This is a genomic window from Pseudomonas sp. F1_0610 (assembly GCF_047470865.1).
In the GTDB taxonomy this organism is placed as follows: Bacteria; Pseudomonadota; Gammaproteobacteria; order Pseudomonadales; family Pseudomonadaceae; genus JAZDRH01.
On record NZ_JAZDRH010000008.1, the window covers coordinates 83,536 to 101,012 of the forward strand.

A 17,477-nucleotide genomic window follows, 5' to 3' on the forward strand; every position below is an offset into this window, starting at 1 on the left:
TAGCCTCACTTAGTTATAACGGCGTTCAAACCCTTGATTAGGCCGCTAGCTGTACCATAAAAAACGCCCTCAACCAGCCAAGCTCATTGAGGGTGTTTTGATTTAGGCGTGCTCAGCTATTAATTAAACGCTGGTAAAATCGCGCCTTGGTATTTTTCATTGATGAAGTTTTTCACTTCTTCACTATGCAGTACTTTGATCAGTTTTTGCACATCTTCTGAATCTTTATTGTCTTCACGGGTTACCAAAATATTCACGTAAGGTGAGTCTGCACCTTCAATAAAGAGTGCGTCTTTTGTTGGGTTTAACCCTGCATCTAACGCATAGTTGGTATTAATTAACGCTAAGTCAGCTTGTTTGAATGCACGTGGAATCATAGGGGCTTCAAACTCGCGAATGACTACTTTTTTTGGATTCTCAACAATATCTTTCACTTTAGCGGCAATACCTGCATCTGCTTTAAGCTTAATTACACCGGCTTTATCCAGTAGTAATAAAGCACGACCACCATTAGTCACATCATTTGGGATAATGATAGTTGCGCCTTCTTTTAAGTCATCTAATGACTTAAGTTGGTTGGCATAAATACCAATAGGCTCAATATGTACACCTGCTACGCTAACCAAAGCTAATTTACGTGAAGTGGCAAACTCATCCAAATAAGGTTGGTGTTGGAAAAAGTTAGCATCAATGCCTTTACGTGCTAGCTGTAAGTTTGGCTGAACATAATCAGTAAACTCTTTGATTTTTAATTCTACGCCTTCTTTTTCTAATGCAGGTTTAACAAAGGCTAAAATTTCAGCATGTGGCACAGGTGTAGCGCCGACGGTTAAAGTACCTGCGTTAGCCGATATAGCGGCAAATGCAGTGAGTGCGACTAATAGTTTTTTCATTGCCATGCTCCTAAAAGTTTGCCGTTTTCGGCTTATGTTATTTCCGTGAAAAATGAATCACTAGACGATCACCTATGACTTGCTGCACTTGCACAAACACCAATAGCAACACAACACAAATAATAGTGATGTCCATTTGGTTACGTTGGTAACCATAGCGAATAGCCAAGTCGCCTAAACCACCAGCACCAATAATACCTGCCATGGCGGTATAGCCAACCAAGGTAATACCTGTAACTGTTATTGCTGCAATTAAACTAGGACGTGCTTCTGGCAATAATGCACTCCACACGATTTGCCCAACACGAGCGCCCATGGACTGGGTTGCTTCAATAATACCGCGATCCACTTCACGTAACGCTGTTTCCACTAAACGCGCTAAAAAAGGAACAGCGCCTACAGTCAGCATCACAACAATATCTGCCACACCTGGCAAACTGGTTGGGAAGATAATGGCTTGCACACTCGCCAAGATCACTACCAAAATAATAAAGGGAATCGACCTCAGCAGATTCACGATAAAGCCCACCAACATATACACAGGCTTATTTGACCACAGTTGATCAGGTCCAGTTAAAAACAAAAATATACCTAATGGCACGCCTAATAAGGTAGTTAGCAGCAAAGAGCCCGCTAGCATATACAGGGTATTTAAGCTTTCTGTAGCGATTTCGCTCCAGTCAGTACTGGCAAATAGCTCTGTTATTAATTCAATCATGTGCGTACCACCTCTACATCTACACCAGCCGCACGCAGTTGCTGCTCTGCTTGTTCTGCTTTATCACCTGTGAGTGCCACCATTAACTGCCCACAAGGCGTATCTTTAATACGTCCAATTCGCCCCGATAAAATGCTGTAATCAACATGGGTATCGCGGGCAACCTGTCCTAATATTGGCGAATAGGTTGAGTCGCCTAAGAAGGTTAGACGCACGATACGCCCCTGCACCTTACTAAAATCTTGCTGTTGCTCTGGACTGCCATCCCCTTCGGCTTCATGCACGAAACGCTGAGTTGTCTGATGCTGTGGATGTAAGAATACTTCTGTTACATCGCCTCGCTCGACAATAACACCAGCGTCCATCACCGCAACGCGATCACACACACGGCGAATAACGTCCATTTCATGTGTAATTAATACAATGGTTAAGCCTAACTCGCGGTTAATTTCAGCCAGTAAATCTAATACCTGAGCTGTTGTTTGTGGATCAAGCGCGCTTGTAGCTTCATCACACAATAAAATTTTGGGGTTGGTTGATAGCGCTCGCGCTATACCCACTCGCTGTTTTTGTCCGCCAGACAACTGCGCTGGATACTTCTGCGCATGCTCGCTTAAACCAACTCTAGCTAATAACTCAGTAACGCGTGCCTTAATCTTAGCTTCTGGCAAACTGCCTGCTAAACGCAAAGGTAAAGCAATGTTATCTGCCACTGTTTTTGAAGAAAGTAAATTAAAGTGCTGAAAAATCATTCCCACTTGCTGGCGAAAATGACGCAACTCTGTCTTAGTAAAGGCTGTTACTTCCTCGCCATCAATAATGATCTTACCGCCACTTGGTTCTTCTAGGCGGTTAATCAAACGTAATAAAGTACTTTTACCTGCGCCTGAATGCCCAATAAGACCAAACACTTCGCCTTTAGCAATCTGCAAGTCGATAGGCTTTAGCGCTGCTACTTCTCGCCCTTTAACAAAGTAGCTTTTAAATACTTGGTGAAAACTAATCACAATAAACCTTGGGTATCAGTTGCAGGCTAGTGTGCCGTACAATATTTAGAATTAAAAAGAATATTTGAAAATAAATTCATAACAAAAAAGAATAACTAAAGTTTTTCTGATAGTACAATTTGTGGCACCTGTTCAGGTTTTATCACCTCAACAATCTTTGGTTGATAAAACTGATCATTTTTCTTCACGCGCGGCATCAGTAAGGCTACTACCCAATGAAAATCACGTGTATTACGGACTTCAACAACGATGGTGTAGTGATGCTTAATCACATCTGCAGCGACTTTATCCAGCACATTAAGTAGTTTGCTATCATTACTCGTATCCAGCACTTCTAGTGAAACAATTTTTGCCACCTTTAAACTAGGTACTAATTTTTCTGATGGCTTAGTGATAACTACCGGCTCAACAGGCTCTTCTTTGGCTTTAGGTTTGACTGCCTGCGCGCTAGCTGCTGCGCGACGGTTTTGTAGAGCACGTGATTTTGCCTGAGCAGCACCCAATGCTTTAGACAAATCTACCGTTAATGCGGGAGCATTAGGTAATAGCTGTTTTGCTTGCGTTAACGCATGACTGGCTTGCTCTAGATTCTTGTCATTAATAGCTTGCTGACCACGTACTAGCCAAGCATCCGCCAACTGCTTGCGCATCTGAGCAAGGTTTTCAGCATTATCGGTATTTTCTTCAATAGCGAGCAGCTGCTCAGTCGCAAAGGCTAAATCACCTGCTTGTAAATACTGGTTAAAAACTTGCTGTTCTATAGCAAATTCATCAATTTTTACTGCAGATGGCTGCGAAGTTGTTTGGCAAGCTGTAAGCAGTGCACAAATCAAACTTAAAAGTACAGCACGCAAAGATAAGGTTTTCATTCAGTCATGTTCCAATCAAAAACTGGCGAAAGTCTACACTGTGTCGACCTTAGACAAAACCACAGTTTGTTTAGGCTCGTTTGGGTATCACAAAACTACAGAGAAAAAAGATGGCTGCACAAAGCACAATTGAAGGCCCAGCAGGTGTATCAAACCACCATGATAGGCTCAGACCACCACAAACAGCCAGGGTACCTACTAAGCTAGCACCTACCGCCATCTGCTCAGGGCTACGCGCATGACGCTGGGCACCAGCTGCTGGAATAATTAACAATGCTGTAATTAACAACACACCTACGATTTTCATAGCCACAGCAATCACCATAGCAATCAATAGCATAAGCGCTAAACGCAAACCTGCAACGGGTAAGCCCTCTACTTTGGCCAATTCCTCATGCACAGTAATAGAAAGCAAAGGCTTCCATAATAACAAAATACAGCACATAACAATGACGCAACCTAGCAGAATCCAAAGTAAGTCATCTGGACTAATGGCAAGTAAATCACCAAAAAGGTAACCCATAAGATCAACCCGCACTTCTTTCATAAAGCTGAGCGTTACTAACCCCAAAGAGAGCGTGCTATGGGCAAGAATCCCAAGCAAAGTATCGGAAGCTATAGGCTGACGTGCTTGTAAAGCGACCAGTACTAACGCCAATAAAAGGCAGCCAACGATGACGGCTAAGGTGAGATTAATATTCAATAGCAAGCCTAAAGCTACGCCAAAAAGTGCGGAGTGTGACAAGGTATCGCCAAAATACGCCATACGCCGCCACACCACAAAAGAACCCAAAGGCCCAGCGACAACAGCAAGTGATAAGCCCGCAATGAGGGCATATAACAGAAAGTCAGGCATGATGTTTACAATGTGGTCCATGTTGATGTTGTGCTGGAGATAATACGCAACCATGCAGGTCGTGTTGATGGTCATGCTGATGATGATAAACTGCTAGATTATTGGCCGCTGTACGCCCAAATAGCTCAATAAAAGCAGGGTCTTCACTCACCGCCTCAGGGTGTCCTGAACAGCAAACATGATGATTTAAACACACCACACGGTCTGTAGCTTTCATTACCAAATGCAGGTCATGAGAGACCATAAGTACACCACATTGATAGCGTTTACGTACCTGTGCAATCAACTCATAAAGCTCTAATTGCCCATTAACATCTACACCTTGCACAGGTTCATCCAGCACTAATAATTGTGGTTGACGCAGTAAAGCGCGTGCCAGCAATACGCGTTGTAATTCACCACCTGAAATACGCTGAATAGGGCTGTCAATAACCTTAACAGCCCCCACCTCTGTCAGCGCAGCTAATGCAGATTCTCGCGTTACGTTAGGCACCATGCGCAAAAAGCGAAATACAGTCAGCGGCATAGTCTCATGTACGGCCAGCTTTTGTGGCATATAGCCAATACGCAGCTTAGCTGCTCGCCATACTTCGCCAGAATCTGGTTTAAGCAAACCTAATAAGGTGCGTACTAGGGTTGTTTTACCTGAACCGTTAGGGCCTACCAAGGTGACGATTTCATTATTGTGTATGCTCAGATCAACCTGATCTAACACTTGTTGGTCTGCCAGTTTTAGGTTGACGCCCTGTAAGCGAATGAGCGTGTCACTCATGCGTTGGCCTCACAAGCATAACAAAGCCCTAAAACTTCAACTGTTTGCTGCTCTACAGTAAAACCGGCTTGTTTAGCCGCAGCCAAAATAGCTTGATCAATACTGCTATGGGGTAGTTCTTGGGCAATATGGCATTCGCGGCAGATTAAAAAATGACCTTCATGGGCAACCCCAGGATGATTACAACCCACATAGGCATTTAATGAAGCAATGCGATGAATTAAACCGTTTTCTAATAAAAAATCTAACGCTCGATAGACTGTAGGAGGAGCCGCACGACGGCCGTCTTCTGTACTTAATACGCCCAAAATATCATAAGCGCCCAGTGGCTTATGGCTTTGCCATACAAGCTCTAATACACGCTTGCGCAAAGCGGTTAAACGCAGCCCTTTTTCTGAGCACAACGTCTCTGCATTAGTTAAAGCATTATCAATGCATTGATGATGATTGTGTGGCTCACAAACTGGTATTTTTTTTTGCATGGATGCAGCATCCTCTTAAAAGAGATGTTATTATATAACCTTTCTATTCAGGAGTATAATCTTGTGTTGCGATCATTCTTTTTTTGCGCATTATTACTGCTCAGCAGCACCTCTCAAGCGCAGGTTACCGTACTTACCAGCATCAAGCCGCTGCAGTTTATAGCAGAAGCTATTACTCAGGGGCAGGCAACAACAGAAGTTTTACTTCCGCCTGGCGCTTCCCCGCATCATTATGCATTGCGCCCTTCTGATATTACACGTATTGAGCAAGCCGACCTTGTGTACTGGATTGGCAATGATCTAGAAACCTTTTTAGCTAAACCTTTAGCTCGTCGTAAATTGCCTACTGTAGCTATCCAAAAACTTCCTACAATACAGCTGTTACATTTTTCGACTGAGCATGACGCACATGATGAGCACGATCATGATCATGCTCCCGGTTCTATTGATACCCACTTATGGCTTTCAACGCAGAATGCACTCATTATTGCAGAAAAAATGGCAAATGACCTTGCCAAACTTGATCCAAATAATGCAACACTCTATCAAGCCAATTTAACGCAGTTTAAGCAAGCACTGGCGCTGACAAATACACATATCAAGCAGCAACTGGGCAACACTAAACAAAAACCTTTTTTTGTGTTTCATGAAGCCTTTAATTATTTTGAGCAGGCTTATGGCTTAAAGCATGCTGGTGTATTTGCTATTTCTGCAGAAATTCAGCCAGGTGCACGTCATGTTCAAAAAATGCGCCAGCAACTAGCCGCAGCTGGGGCAAGCTGTGTATTTACTGAGCCACCTTTGCAGCCACGTTTAGCTTCTACTTTATCCGCCGATTTACCTGTTACCTTAGTGGAGTTAGATCCATTAGGTACGCACCTGATCTCCAGCCCATCTGCCTACCCTCAACTATTAGAAAATCTCGCTAAAAATATAAGTCAGTGTTTGAATCAGGAATAATTATCAACATCTTTTAAGCGCCCAACGTATAATTGGGCGCTAGCTAATTGATGACTGATCAAATACGAGGTTTGTGTGGCCCATCCTGCTCAACGTCGCTGGTATCCAATACCTATTATTACAGCCCTGCTGCTTGTACTACCTATTGCAGTATTGTTGTTAAGTTGGCACAGCATTGACCGTGAAATCTGGCAGCATTTATGGGATACCCAGTTAACCCGCCTAGTAGGCAACACCTTAACCTTAGTCTTTGGCGTTGGTATTGGTGTGATTTTGCTAGGTGTCAGCCTAGCTTGGCTCACGAGTTTATGTGAGTTTCCTGGACGTAAATGGCTAGATTGGGCGTTAATGCTCCCTTTTGCTATTCCCGCCTATGTCTTAGCCTTTGTCTTTGTCGGCCTGCTTGATTTCTCTGGGCCCATTCAAACCTTCATGCGTGAAGTGTTAGAAATCAAAATGCGCATGCCACGAGTACGCTCTACTGGCGGCATTATTATTGTCTTTGTACTGGTTTTCTACCCTTATGTATATCTCTTAGCGCGGTCTGCTTTTCTGTCCCAAGGTAAAGGCTTAATGGAAGCGGCACGCGTATTAGGCTTATCACCTTTACAAGCCTTTTGGCGTGTTGCCCTGCCTGTTGCTCGACCTGCAATTGGAGCCGGATTAGCATTAGCACTAATGGAAACCTTAGCCGATTTTGGCGCCGTCTCAGTTTTTAACTTTGATACCTTTACCACGGCGGTTTACAAAACTTGGTACGGATTTTATAGCCTATCTAGCGCAACACAGCTAGCGAGCCTATTGTTGCTATTTGTAGCTTTACTCATATTTGCTGAACGCAAAGCCCATGGTGCCATTCGCCCTAGCAATGAACGCCCTCGCGGGAAGGCGCTTTATCCACTTAAAGGATTAAAAGCAGGGCTGGCCTTTACTTGGTGTTTTCTAGTCTTTTTATGTGCCTTTATTCTGCCTGTGATTCAACTGATAGCTTGGTTCTTTCAGCGTGGCTATCAGGATTTAGATGAGCGCTACTGGTCCTTAATTTCTCACACACTTATTCTTGGTGCCAGCGCCGCTGCCATTACAGTCACAGTTGCATTATTGCTGGCTTTTACCAAACGCTTTGCCGGTCGTTCTTGGGTTAAAGCATTAATTGGCTTTTCTAACCTTGGCTATGCTATCCCTGGTTCAGTATTAGCTGTGGCCATTATGTTAGCCTTTACTTATTTTGATAACTTCTTAATTGATACCTTAGGCTGGAAAGGTCAAGCCTTTCTAATGGGAAGCCTAGGCGCCTTATTAATTGCCTATTTAATTCGCTTTATTGCCGTAGCTTTTAATCCTTTAGATGCTTCACTGGCTCGCATTAAACCTTCTATTCCTGAGGCTTCCCGCAGCTTAGGTGTAGCTGGCTTTTCTTTATTCCGTCGCATTTATTTTCCTTTGTTACTTCCAGGTGTGCTTTCTGCATCCTTGCTAGTGTTCGTGGATGTTTTAAAAGAAATGCCTGCCACTTTAATTATGCGCCCTTTTGGTTGGGATACATTAGCCGTGCGTATTTTTGAAATGACCAGTGAAGGAGAATGGGCTCGCGCTTCACTTCCTGCTTTAACCTTAGTATTAGTTGGGCTATTACCTGTTATTTTATTGATCCGCCGCTCAGCAAAGTCTGTTGGTCACTAAAGTTGCAAGCTATTGCTAATGCGAGCAACGCTTAAGCTCGTTACAATAGGCAGATTACTCAATGGCTCAGCGTTTTAAATAACGCTAACTAGGAGACCCCATGGGATTGCGTACTCCAATGTATGATCTACATGTGGCGCTTGGCGCTAAAATGGTTGATTTCAACGAATGGGAATTGCCTTTACATTACGGTTCACAAATCGAAGAGCACAATCAAGTGCGTAACGATTGTGGCGTATTCGATATTTCTCATCTCACCATTACGGATATTTCTGGCAGCCAAGCAACATCCTTTCTGCAAAAGCTCCTCTGCTCTGATGTCGCTAAACTCGCGACAAAGCAAATGTGCTTTAGCCTGTTACTCGATGAAAACGCGGGCATTATTGATGAAGTTGCGGTCATGCAACTGGATAATGGCTATCGTTTACTTACCAATGCAGCCACCAAGCTTTCCGTACGCCAGTGGCTCACCAAGCACGCTGATGATTTTACTATAAGCATTGAAGCACAGGACGACTTAGCTATTTTAGCTATTCAAGGACCTAATACATACAGCCACCTTAAAACCGTTTTAAACTCCAGCCGCAAAGCTTTGTTAGAGCAACTACAGCCACACCAAGGCGCGGCCGATGGCGACTGGTTTATTGCACGCATGGGCTATACTGGCGAAGAAGGTTTTGAGATTTTTTTACCTAGTGAGCAAGCCGTTAACTTATTTAATGAACTGATGGGTAGCGGAATTTCGCCCATAGGTATTGGCGCACGAGATACCTTGCGCATTGAAGCAGGTTATCCGCTCTATGGTGTAGATATTAATGCAGCTATTCAGCCTGCCTGCCTTGGCTTAAACGACCGTATTGATTTAGAACCAAGCACACGTTCATTTATTGGTCGCAATAAAATTACTAAGCGTGATCAATGTGAACGTGTTCTAGTAGGCTTGGTGTTAGAAGAGCGTGGTGTATTACGCCAAGGACAGCCTGTGCACATTGAAGGCTTTGGTGAAGGGGTCATTACCAGTGGTAGTTTTTCCCCTACGCTAAGCAAAGCGATTGCGCTAGCCTTAGTGCCTGCTGCTGCACAAGATCGTGCTGAAGTAGAGATTCGTGGCAAATGGCATCCTGTGCGCATTGTACAGCCGCCCTTTGTTCGCCATGGGAAAATTCTCGTTTAATATTAATAAAGATAATATCGCCTACTTGCGTTGAGGAGCCTAAAGTATGAGCCTTACCCCTGAACATTTGCGCTATGCGTCCACTCATGAATGGGCTCGTCTAGAAAATGACGGCACTATCACAGTTGGTATTACAGATCACGCCCAAGAAGCCTTAGGCGATGTGGTTTATATTGAGCTACCTGAGCTTGGCAAGACCCTTCAAGCTAAACAGCAAGCCGGCGTTGTTGAATCCGTTAAAGCTGCTTCAGAAATTTACGCCCCTGTAACAGGTGAAGTGATTGCCGTTAATCTTGGACTAGCCGATGCACCGGATAGTATTAACACTCATCCTTATGATAGTTGGTTTTATAAGCTCAAACCTAGCAATGCCAGTGAGCTAGAAGCCTTACTCACTGCTGCAGATTATCAAACTCATGTAGCCGGTTAAGCTTTAACCATTTGAAATGAGGCTATTATGCAAACTGTATTACTGGCATTATGGCCTCTATTTGCCTTAATTGGCTTGGGCTATTACTTACAACAACGAAAAATCTATAGCAGTGAGTTTTGGGCTGGAGCAGAACGACTTAATTATTTTATTCTGTTCCCAGCCTTATTAGTTGGCAGCCTTGCCAAAGCACCATTAGATAACCCTCAACTACCACGCTTAGCCTTAGCTGTTATTTTAGTGGTTACTATTGCATGGATTATTTTACAAATTGCCAAACGCTTACTGAAATGGCCTGCCAGCCGTTTTGGGGTTAAAGCTCAGGGCATTATTCGCTTTAATACCTATCTAGGTTTGGCAGCTGTAAATACATTTTATGGCACCGAAGGCATGGCTATTGCTGCCTTAATTATGGCAGTCTTAGTACCCGCTGGAAATATCACTGCAGTCTGGGCATTATCGGCACAAAATGGTATCCACTGGCGCCAGCTTTTGATGCCCATTTTGAAAAACCCATTAATTCAATCCTGCATAGTGGGTGTACTAATCAACTTAACAGGCATAGGCCTTCCTTTTGGTACAGACGAATTCTTAAAGCTAATGGCCGCCGCAAGTCTACCTTTAGGTCTGCTCTGCATTGGGGCAGCATTACAAACACAAACCATTAAAGATGAAGCCAAACCTATTATTATTAATAGCCTATTACGGCTATGCTTGATGCCTTTATGTGCTTACATCATTGCTCGCCTGTTAGGTCTAGAGCAACTTGAATTGGTTCTACTGGTGATATTTTTTGCCCTACCTACTGCACCTACCGCCTATGTATTAGCCCGTCAGTTAGGCGGTGATAGCCAATTAATGGCAGGCATTATTACCTTGCAAACCATTTTTGCAGCAATAACGTTGCCTATTATTATCAACCTTTTAAATTAAGGAGTTCACATGCAAGGTAGCTGTTTATGTGGCGCGGTCAGCTATGAAGTCGATGAAATTATTAGCATCAAATTTTGTCACTGCCGAACCTGCCAGCTTGCTCAAGGTGCGCCTTATATTGCTGCTGGTGGCGTAAAACGTGAGCATTTCCGTTGGCTAACTGGCGAATCTTTAGTAACACGTTATGAATCTAGTCCTGGCAAGCATCGTTGTTTTTGCTCACGCTGTGGCACGCCACTGCTAGCGGATCGCGCTAACTTACCTCACATAGCGCTACGTGTTGTTACACTCAAAGAAGATCCAAAACTACGCCCAACTGAGCATATTTGGCTAAATGATGACTGCCCTTGGACGTTAGATAGCCCTGACTTACCACGTCACCCTGCATGGCCAACGGTATAAAGTTCTCTGCGTTAGTGCATTGGTTAACAGCCGAGCAAGGCGGTAGGCAAGTCATACCGCCTCTTAGCACAACCTATTACTGCACTACAGAAGCCTTAGAAGGTAAAGATTCAAGCAACAGTTGGAGTATCGCTTGCCTTACAGAACAAAGGCATAACCGCACCAGCTTGGTTAGCGCTTGGTTTTTATTTGAAAATGCACCAGACCCAGCTTACTTAAAGTCCTTTAAATTATATGAAGGTGCTCGCTTAGTGGCTGTGCTTGAGATAATTGACTGAACTCAAAAGCACTATATACTGTGCCTATGGAAAATAATAAATTTGAAAAAGCACTATATAACGTATTTAAACAAGCTACAGAACGTTCTTTAGAAGAATACCTACTCGCGCTCTACCAACTACTCCCCAATAGCCCATCAGCGCCCTGCTCTCATGAGATTTTATTGCAACTATTAGAGCACGCTTTCACTGCGCCTTTTACGCCCTACGCAAACCAATGGGACAAGGTCAAAGTTCCTGTAGATGATGATGAGATGGTCTGGCTTAAATTCACCCATCCAGACGTTAAAAACCATGTGTCTAAACCACAGCTTGATTCTAGCCTCGATTACACCAAGCAGGTTATTCAGTTTCAAGTTAAAGAACTGCATAGTATGCGTGGCAAACAACTCGACAATGAATACCGCTTTTTTGGTATTAGCTCTGACAGTGGACACACATGGTACAACTTCACACCTGTTGATAACTTAAGCTGTGGCTTTGCGGGTTTAAGTGACAATCTAGAGGATGAAGAAACGTCTTTTAATATCTCATGGGGTTTTCTTGGGTTGTGGTTAGAAATGGGCCGTATTTATGAGTAGCCAGCCCTATAATGCGCTTAAACTCAGCCGTTTTTTAAGTTTAATCTTACGTCATGCCCCCGAATCTATTGGTTTAGAACTTGATAGCCAAGGCTGGGCTAAGATTAGCCAGCTACTCCCACTACTTAAAAAACGAGGTTTTAACCTCAGCTTTAACGAATTAGCGTCTATTGTTCAGAGCAACAATAAACAACGTTTCATTATAAGCGAGGATAAGCAAAAAATTCGTGCCAACCAAGGCCACTCTATTCCCATCGACCTTGGTTACGCAGAACAAAAGCCACCAGCCATTTTATTGCATGGCACTGCAACACGCTTTATTGAAAGCATTTTCCAGCAAGGCTTAACCAAGCAAAAACGCCACCATGCTCACTTATCCACTGACTTATCCACAGCCGTCAGTGTAGGTAAACGCTATGGCAAAGCCGTCATTCTATGTATTGATGCGCAAACAATGTACGAGCATGGTTATCGTTTTTATCTTTCCACTAATGGCGTTTGGCTAACCGAGCAAGTGCCCGTAGACTATATTTCCTATTATGACGCCAGATAAATTAAACCTACTCATTAGCGCTTTAGACGCCCAAGGTGTGGTTTTTATTAAAGGTCTATCAGACGCTGAAATAATAGCAATTGAAGCCACTTTTGATCTTTGCTTCCCCGACGACTTAAAAGCCTTCTTACAAGCGGCACTTCCCGTTTCCCCAAGCTTTGTGAATTGGCGAGCAGCACTTAAATCTCCCAAAATAGTCTTAGATCGCTTAAGCATGCCTTTAGAAAGTCTATTATTTGACGTAAGAAAAAACAGCTTTTGGTTAAATATGTGGGGAGAAAAGCCAAGCCTTTTCGCTGAGCAAGCACATATTGTGACGACACACTACGCAAGCTACCCTAAGCTCATTCCTATTTACTCACATCGTTTTATGCCTTGCACACCGAGCAGTGCAGGTAATCCAGTTTTCTCTATGATGGGTACAGATATTATTTATTATGGAACAAATCTATATAATTATTTAATTAATGAATTTTATTTAACCCTAGAAAAAGACAACAACCTCACTAAAACTATTCCGTTTTGGTCTCAACTAGTAGAACTAAATACCTAATTTTTGTTAATTAATGCATATATAAAATACCATCCAATCGACAAATTTAAATCTCGCCTCTATTAATACAAAAAATATTTTCTTAATCTCGTGTCCGTGAACCTATTAACAACTTAATTTTTATCACCTGATATCATCCGCACGCTTTTTTAGTTGTTATGCAGTCGCTAAAAGCTTAAGGAATCACATTAGAATAATTCAGGATAGATTTATGCCGCATGCAGACTGCTTAATTATTTGGATAACAGGCGCATCTAGTGGAATTGGCTTGGCTCTAGCTAAACAGTTTGCAGAGCAGAACGTTGTTGTCATTTTAAGTGCACGTCGTGAAGCAGAGCTTGAAAATGTTCGCCAACAATTAAAAAACCCAAATCGTCATATGGTATTGCCGCTGGATATCACAGATAGCGCTGCCCTAGTTAAAGCAACCTCTAAAGTAATTCAAGAATATGGGCGTATTGACTACCTAATTAACAATGCAGGGGTTAGCCAGCGTGCGTTAATTTTTGAAACCACTGAAAAAACCGATCGACAACTCATGGAAATAGGCTATTTCGCACCTGTTAACTTAACCCGCTGCGTACTGCCTTTCATGGAGCGTCAAGGTAGCGGCAAAGTTGTCTTTGTCTCCAGCGTAGCCGGTTTACTTGGAACACAATACAGAGCTAGCTATTCTGCTGCCAAAGCCGCTATTCATATGTGGGCAAACAGCTTACGTGCAGAGTATGCAACCAAAGGTATAAAAGTGGCGGTATCTTTCCAGGCTTTGTAAAATCAAATGTATCTGTTGCAGCACTGACTGGCGATGGCACCCCGCTTGGCTCAATGGATGACGCACAAGCAAATGCCATGAGTTGTGAAAGTTTCGCCCAGAAAGCTATTCATGCGTTGAAAAATGATAAGGAATATATTGTTATTGGCGGTCTTAAAGAACGCTTAGGCGTACTTGTATCGCGCCTAAGCCCTAGCTTACTTTACCGCCTTATCCAACGTAGCAAGGTCCGTTAAACAGATTAAACTCGCTGCCAAACCTCAAATGTATAGGCTGGTAAACTTTCCCTTGCGGGATAACTTTCTGCTTCTAGCTGATGCCATTGCTGCTCATCTAACTCAGGAAAAAAAGCATCACCCTCACACGTCATATGAATACGCGTGCGATAGACTCTATCCACTATAGGTAATGCTTGTTGATATAATTGAGCGCCACCGATGATCATAACCTCATCAACAGCTTGTTGTTGCGCCCACATTTGGGCTCTCTGGCATGCTTGCTTTAAATCAGCAAAAACTTCAGCACCTTCCAAAGTAAGATCAACCTGACGGCTAACCACAATATTTAAACGACTAGGCAAAGGTCGCCCTAGCGACTCCCAGGTTTTACGTCCCATAATCACAGGTTTGCCTAGTGTGCGACGTTTAAAGTATTTTAGATCTTCTGGCAAATGCCATGGCATTTTGTTATTTAGCCCTATCACATTGTTTTCAGTAGTGGCTACAATTAGCGCTAACGGCAATTTATGACTCATAATTACAACCTGAATATTTAAACCTAAGCCGCATCATACTGGAAAAGTACGAGGTAACGTGACTAAACCACTCACCCAGCTTGAAACTCAGTGGCTCTGTGAGGCAGTTCGCCTACGAGAGGAACAGACTGGTATCTTAGAAGATAGCCAAGCCTGTCGACAAGCCATAGCCCAAGCGTCTACGCTGCAGCAGCGCATAGCGTTAAGAGCACTCTTGCTGGCTCAACGTGACGGGCTGACACAAGCCCTGCAACAGTGGTTACAAGGTGCAAGGTTAGCATCATGGTTAATGATATTGTTAGCGCTTCTTACAGGTATTGGCTTAGCCAAGGCCGCACTATTTGATAACACTCAGGTTAATATATTTTGGACTATAGGTTGCTTGTTAGGTCTGAACTTTCTTAGCCTTATCTTGTGGAGCATGAATTTTACTTTATCAAACAACAGTACTGATTCTCTTGCCCAGTTATGGCTCTGGCTTAGTGGCAAGCTCGCACGTGATGCCAAATCTCTCCAACTTGCTCCTGCACTATTACTTTTATTACAACGTCATTATGCTTTGCGCTGGGGCATTGGTCGCATTATTCATGGCTGGTGGTGTTTAGCATTACTGAGTAGCCTAATAACAGTTCTGCTTCTACTAAGCACTAAACGCTATGGCTTTGTCTGGGAGTCAACCATTATTGCAAGCGATAGCTTTGTTTGGCTTGTGAATACATTAGGATATTTACCCAGCCTGCTCGGCTTTGCTGTCCCCTCTGCTGAACTCATTGCACACAGTGGACAAAGTATACAAATTGAAGAAACCGCACGCCATGCTTGGGCCAGTTGGTTAGTTGGAGCACTGGTTATTTATGGCCTACTTCCCCGCATGCTGCTCTGGTTAATTTGCCAGTGGCGCTGGCTACACACTACTCAGCACATACAGATCAATCCGAATTTGCCTACTTGGCTAGAATTAGCACAACGCCTAATGCCATCAAGCGAGCGCATGGGCGTAATAGATCAAGCACCAAAAAAAATTATTCGCAGCGTTTCAGGTGTGGGAAACCAGAATAACTATACTAATTTAATAGCCTCAATCGAGATTGATCCTGTTCGTCAATGGTCCGTGGAAAGCGCAGCGGCACATAACGCTGGCGCTCTTGATACACGTGAACAACGTCAACTATTACTAGATCAATTAAGCCTGACTCCAGTGCAACGTTTGCTAATTATATGTGATCCTTTACGATCAGTAGACCGCAGTACACTCAACCTGATAGCAGAACTCTCACATTATGCTGCACAGACACGCGTTTGGTTGCTAGAAGCACCCTCAGGATATCAGTTAGATGCAGACCGTCTTGATGACTGGCAAAAATCACTTGATAAACTAGGTATACAAAACAGCACACACTCTCTTTTATCTTGGCTGGAACATGGTTATGACGTCTAATTCACCATTAAAGCTTGCCGTTGTTGGTCATACCAATGTAGGTAAGACCTCATTAATGCGCACCTTAACCCGTGATGTTGATTTTGGACAAATAGCCCAAACCGCCAGTACAACCCGTCATGTTGAAGGTGCTCGCTTGTTTGTACAAGGGCAGATAGTGCTTGAGCTTTATGATACCCCTGGCCTAGAAGATCCCATTGCGTTATACGATTATTTAGAACGCTTAAAACCCAACACAGATAGGCCAGATGGCCCTACTCAAATCAGCATTTTTTTAAAGACCAGCGAGTCAAAACAACGCTTTGAGCAAGAAGGTAAAGTGCTTCAACAGCTACTCGCCAGTGATGCTGGGCTTTATGTTATTGACGCACGCGAACCTGTTTTAAGCAAATACCGTGACGAACTTGCCATACTCGCCATGTGTGGAAAACCTTTACTGCCCGTTTTAAACTTTATTCATGCGCCCGAGCAGCGTGAGCATGAATGGCGAGAGGTGCTAGCCCGTGTTGGTCTACACGCCCATGTGCGCTTTGATACTGTTGCCCCACCTATTGATGGGGAAAAGCGTCTATATGATAACTTAGGTATCTTGCTTGAAAACTACCGCCCAGAGTTAGAACGCCTAATAACTGACCATCAACAACAAGTAAAACAACGCCGTGAAACAGGATATCAACTTGTAGCCGAGCTTCTTATTGACGTGGCCGCCTGTCGTCGCAGCACAAACGACAATAATAGCAAACAAACTATTCAAGACATGCATGAATCCGTACGCAAGCGTGAACAACGCTGTGTGGAGGCTTTACTACGTCTGTATGCTTTTCGGCGTGATGATGTCACAGCCACAGATCTACCCTTACAAAATGGCCGCTGGGGGGATGACCTATTTAACCCTGCCAGTCTTAAGCACATGGGAATTAAGCTAGGCAGTGGTATGGCCGCCGGTGCTGCGGCCGGGGCGGGTATTGACCTTTTAACAGGGGGAGCATCATTAGGCGCGGCAACCGTTCTTGGCGCTCTAATCGGCGGCACAACCCAAACCATTCGAAAATACGGTAATCGCCTAAAACTTAAACTGCAAGGACACCGAGAATTAAGCGTTGAAGATAATATTTTACGCTTATTAGCTTTACGGCAGCAGTGGCTATTACAAGCCTTAGAACAGCGCGGGCATGCTGCACTGAATAAATTAGAGGTGGTGATTCCTAATGACCATCAATGGCGTGAAGGCAAACTACCTACAGCTGTTGAAAATGCCCGTGCTTTCCCTGAGTGGTCCTGCTTAAATCCTGCATTCAATCCACAGGACACAGAGCGTTTAATGAGCATTCAAAGTTTACAACAAGCTTTACTGCAAAAACCCACGTAA

The 17,477-nt window shown here is 43.6% G+C and carries 22 protein-coding genes; 14 read left to right on the top strand and 8 right to left on the bottom strand.

The window, feature by feature from the left end; genetic code table 11:
• Positions 1 to 119: 119 nt before the first annotated feature.
• From VQ643_RS06575 to VQ643_RS06605, 7 genes are all read right to left on the bottom strand, one after another.
• Positions 120 to 893 carry a MetQ/NlpA family ABC transporter substrate-binding protein gene (locus VQ643_RS06575; protein WP_414198606.1) on the bottom strand — a complete coding sequence of 258 codons (774 nt, stop codon included), beginning with the start codon at positions 891 to 893 and terminating at the stop codon, positions 120 to 122.
• 37 nt (positions 894 to 930) lie between these two features.
• A complete protein-coding gene (locus tag VQ643_RS06580) occupies positions 931 to 1,611 on the bottom strand; it encodes a methionine ABC transporter permease (protein WP_414198607.1) in 681 nt (226 codons plus the stop codon).
• Entirely contained in the window at positions 1,608 to 2,618 is a 1,011-nt protein-coding gene (locus VQ643_RS06585; protein WP_414198609.1) for a methionine ABC transporter ATP-binding protein, read from the bottom strand. Before VQ643_RS06585 ends, VQ643_RS06580 begins: the two co-directional genes overlap by 4 nt.
• A gap of 95 nt (positions 2,619 to 2,713) precedes the next feature.
• Entirely contained in the window at positions 2,714 to 3,487 is a 774-nt protein-coding gene (locus VQ643_RS06590) for a hypothetical protein (protein ID WP_414198611.1), read from the bottom strand.
• A gap of 70 nt (positions 3,488 to 3,557) precedes the next feature.
• Complete coding sequence (gene znuB, locus VQ643_RS06595) at positions 3,558 to 4,343, bottom strand: zinc ABC transporter permease subunit ZnuB (RefSeq protein ID WP_414198675.1); 786 nt, start codon at positions 4,341 to 4,343, stop codon at positions 3,558 to 3,560.
• Positions 4,336 to 5,115 (bottom strand): zinc ABC transporter ATP-binding protein ZnuC, encoded by a 780-nt coding sequence (znuC, locus tag VQ643_RS06600; RefSeq protein WP_414198613.1) that lies wholly within the window; start codon positions 5,113 to 5,115, stop codon positions 4,336 to 4,338. Before znuC ends, znuB begins: the two co-directional genes overlap by 8 nt.
• Entirely contained in the window at positions 5,112 to 5,597 is a 486-nt protein-coding gene (locus VQ643_RS06605) for a Fur family transcriptional regulator (protein ID WP_414198614.1), read from the bottom strand. Before VQ643_RS06605 ends, znuC begins: the two co-directional genes overlap by 4 nt.
• Positions 5,598 to 5,621: 24 nt before the next feature.
• On the opposite strand from VQ643_RS06605, the gene znuA reads away from it, so the two are divergent.
• The 12 genes from znuA to VQ643_RS06665 all read left to right on the top strand — a co-directional run bounded on the left by znuA (position 5,622) and on the right by VQ643_RS06665 (position 14,152).
• On the top strand, positions 5,622 to 6,557 hold the full coding sequence (gene znuA / locus VQ643_RS06610; protein ID WP_414198615.1) for a zinc ABC transporter substrate-binding protein ZnuA: 936 nt from the start codon (positions 5,622 to 5,624) through the stop codon (positions 6,555 to 6,557).
• A gap of 75 nt (positions 6,558 to 6,632) precedes the next feature.
• A complete protein-coding gene (locus VQ643_RS06615) occupies positions 6,633 to 8,240 on the top strand; it encodes an ABC transporter permease (protein WP_414198616.1) in 1,608 nt (535 codons plus the stop codon).
• A 100-nt stretch (positions 8,241 to 8,340) separates the two neighbouring features.
• The gene (gcvT, locus tag VQ643_RS06620; protein WP_414198617.1) at positions 8,341 to 9,414 is read left to right on the top strand and encodes a glycine cleavage system aminomethyltransferase GcvT; all 1,074 of its coding nucleotides are present in this window, start codon (positions 8,341 to 8,343) and stop codon (positions 9,412 to 9,414) included.
• A 46-nt stretch (positions 9,415 to 9,460) separates the two neighbouring features.
• Positions 9,461 to 9,844 carry a glycine cleavage system protein GcvH gene (gcvH, locus tag VQ643_RS06625; RefSeq protein ID WP_414198618.1) on the top strand — a complete coding sequence of 128 codons (384 nt, stop codon included), beginning with the start codon at positions 9,461 to 9,463 and terminating at the stop codon, positions 9,842 to 9,844.
• A gap of 27 nt (positions 9,845 to 9,871) precedes the next feature.
• Positions 9,872 to 10,777: an AEC family transporter gene (locus VQ643_RS06630; protein WP_414198620.1), complete on the top strand. Its 906-nt coding sequence runs from the start codon at positions 9,872 to 9,874 to the stop codon at positions 10,775 to 10,777.
• A gap of 9 nt (positions 10,778 to 10,786) precedes the next feature.
• Positions 10,787 to 11,179, top strand: coding sequence for a GFA family protein (locus VQ643_RS06635; RefSeq protein WP_414198622.1), 393 nt, complete (start codon positions 10,787 to 10,789; stop codon positions 11,177 to 11,179).
• Positions 11,164 to 11,457 carry a hypothetical protein gene (locus tag VQ643_RS06640; protein WP_414198623.1) on the top strand — a complete coding sequence of 98 codons (294 nt, stop codon included), beginning with the start codon at positions 11,164 to 11,166 and terminating at the stop codon, positions 11,455 to 11,457. The genes VQ643_RS06635 and VQ643_RS06640 overlap by 16 nt, the downstream gene beginning before the upstream one ends.
• A 26-nt stretch (positions 11,458 to 11,483) precedes the next feature.
• Positions 11,484 to 12,038: a hypothetical protein gene (locus VQ643_RS06645; protein WP_414198625.1), complete on the top strand. Its 555-nt coding sequence runs from the start codon at positions 11,484 to 11,486 to the stop codon at positions 12,036 to 12,038.
• Entirely contained in the window at positions 12,031 to 12,591 is a 561-nt protein-coding gene (locus VQ643_RS06650; RefSeq protein WP_414198627.1) for an RNA 2'-phosphotransferase, read from the top strand. Before VQ643_RS06645 ends, VQ643_RS06650 begins: the two co-directional genes overlap by 8 nt.
• Complete coding sequence (locus VQ643_RS06655) at positions 12,578 to 13,144, top strand: hypothetical protein (RefSeq protein ID WP_414198628.1); 567 nt, start codon at positions 12,578 to 12,580, stop codon at positions 13,142 to 13,144. The genes VQ643_RS06650 and VQ643_RS06655 overlap by 14 nt, the downstream gene beginning before the upstream one ends.
• 211 nt (positions 13,145 to 13,355) lie before the next feature.
• Complete coding sequence (locus tag VQ643_RS06660) at positions 13,356 to 13,916, top strand: SDR family NAD(P)-dependent oxidoreductase (protein ID WP_414198630.1); 561 nt, start codon at positions 13,356 to 13,358, stop codon at positions 13,914 to 13,916.
• A 77-nt stretch (positions 13,917 to 13,993) separates the two neighbouring features.
• Entirely contained in the window at positions 13,994 to 14,152 is a 159-nt protein-coding gene (locus VQ643_RS06665; protein ID WP_414198632.1) for a hypothetical protein, read from the top strand.
• Positions 14,153 to 14,157: 5 nt separating this feature from the next.
• Here the strand turns inward: VQ643_RS06665 and VQ643_RS06670 are convergent, their stop codons facing one another.
• A complete protein-coding gene (locus tag VQ643_RS06670; protein ID WP_414198634.1) occupies positions 14,158 to 14,670 on the bottom strand; it encodes a dihydrofolate reductase in 513 nt (170 codons plus the stop codon).
• A 58-nt stretch (positions 14,671 to 14,728) separates the two neighbouring features.
• On the opposite strand from VQ643_RS06670, the gene VQ643_RS06675 reads away from it, so the two are divergent.
• Together VQ643_RS06675 and VQ643_RS06680 are read left to right on the top strand one after the other, a co-directional pair.
• The gene (locus VQ643_RS06675; protein ID WP_414198636.1) at positions 14,729 to 16,108 is read left to right on the top strand and encodes a DUF2868 domain-containing protein; all 1,380 of its coding nucleotides are present in this window, start codon (positions 14,729 to 14,731) and stop codon (positions 16,106 to 16,108) included.
• Positions 16,092 to 17,477, top strand: a complete 1,386-nt coding sequence (locus VQ643_RS06680; RefSeq protein WP_414198638.1) for a GTPase/DUF3482 domain-containing protein — start codon at positions 16,092 to 16,094, stop codon at positions 17,475 to 17,477. The genes VQ643_RS06675 and VQ643_RS06680 overlap by 17 nt, the downstream gene beginning before the upstream one ends.

Coding starts and splice junctions, on each gene's coding strand:
- VQ643_RS06575 (WP_414198606.1), bottom strand. CDS start 893: ATGAAAAAACTATTAGTCGCACTCACTGCATTTGCCGCTATATCGGCT.
- VQ643_RS06580 (WP_414198607.1), bottom strand. CDS start 1,611: ATGATTGAATTAATAACAGAGCTATTTGCCAGTACTGACTGGAGCGAA.
- VQ643_RS06590 (WP_414198611.1), bottom strand. CDS start 3,487: ATGAAAACCTTATCTTTGCGTGCTGTACTTTTAAGTTTGATTTGTGCA.
- znuB (WP_414198675.1), bottom strand. CDS start 4,343: ATGCCTGACTTTCTGTTATATGCCCTCATTGCGGGCTTATCACTTGCT.
- znuC (WP_414198613.1), bottom strand. CDS start 5,115: ATGAGTGACACGCTCATTCGCTTACAGGGCGTCAACCTAAAACTGGCA.
- VQ643_RS06605 (WP_414198614.1), bottom strand. CDS start 5,597: ATGCAAAAAAAAATACCAGTTTGTGAGCCACACAATCATCATCAATGC.
- znuA (WP_414198615.1), top strand. CDS start 5,622: ATGTTATTATATAACCTTTCTATTCAGGAGTATAATCTTGTGTTGCGA.
- gcvT (WP_414198617.1), top strand. CDS start 8,341: ATGGGATTGCGTACTCCAATGTATGATCTACATGTGGCGCTTGGCGCT.
- gcvH (WP_414198618.1), top strand. CDS start 9,461: ATGAGCCTTACCCCTGAACATTTGCGCTATGCGTCCACTCATGAATGG.
- VQ643_RS06630 (WP_414198620.1), top strand. CDS start 9,872: ATGCAAACTGTATTACTGGCATTATGGCCTCTATTTGCCTTAATTGGC.
- VQ643_RS06635 (WP_414198622.1), top strand. CDS start 10,787: ATGCAAGGTAGCTGTTTATGTGGCGCGGTCAGCTATGAAGTCGATGAA.
- VQ643_RS06640 (WP_414198623.1), top strand. CDS start 11,164: ATGGCCAACGGTATAAAGTTCTCTGCGTTAGTGCATTGGTTAACAGCC.
- VQ643_RS06645 (WP_414198625.1), top strand. CDS start 11,484: ATGGAAAATAATAAATTTGAAAAAGCACTATATAACGTATTTAAACAA.
- VQ643_RS06650 (WP_414198627.1), top strand. CDS start 12,031: ATGAGTAGCCAGCCCTATAATGCGCTTAAACTCAGCCGTTTTTTAAGT.
- VQ643_RS06655 (WP_414198628.1), top strand. CDS start 12,578: ATGACGCCAGATAAATTAAACCTACTCATTAGCGCTTTAGACGCCCAA.
- VQ643_RS06660 (WP_414198630.1), top strand. CDS start 13,356: ATGCCGCATGCAGACTGCTTAATTATTTGGATAACAGGCGCATCTAGT.
- VQ643_RS06665 (WP_414198632.1), top strand. CDS start 13,994: ATGAGTTGTGAAAGTTTCGCCCAGAAAGCTATTCATGCGTTGAAAAAT.
- VQ643_RS06670 (WP_414198634.1), bottom strand. CDS start 14,670: ATGAGTCATAAATTGCCGTTAGCGCTAATTGTAGCCACTACTGAAAAC.
- VQ643_RS06680 (WP_414198638.1), top strand. CDS start 16,092: ATGGTTATGACGTCTAATTCACCATTAAAGCTTGCCGTTGTTGGTCAT.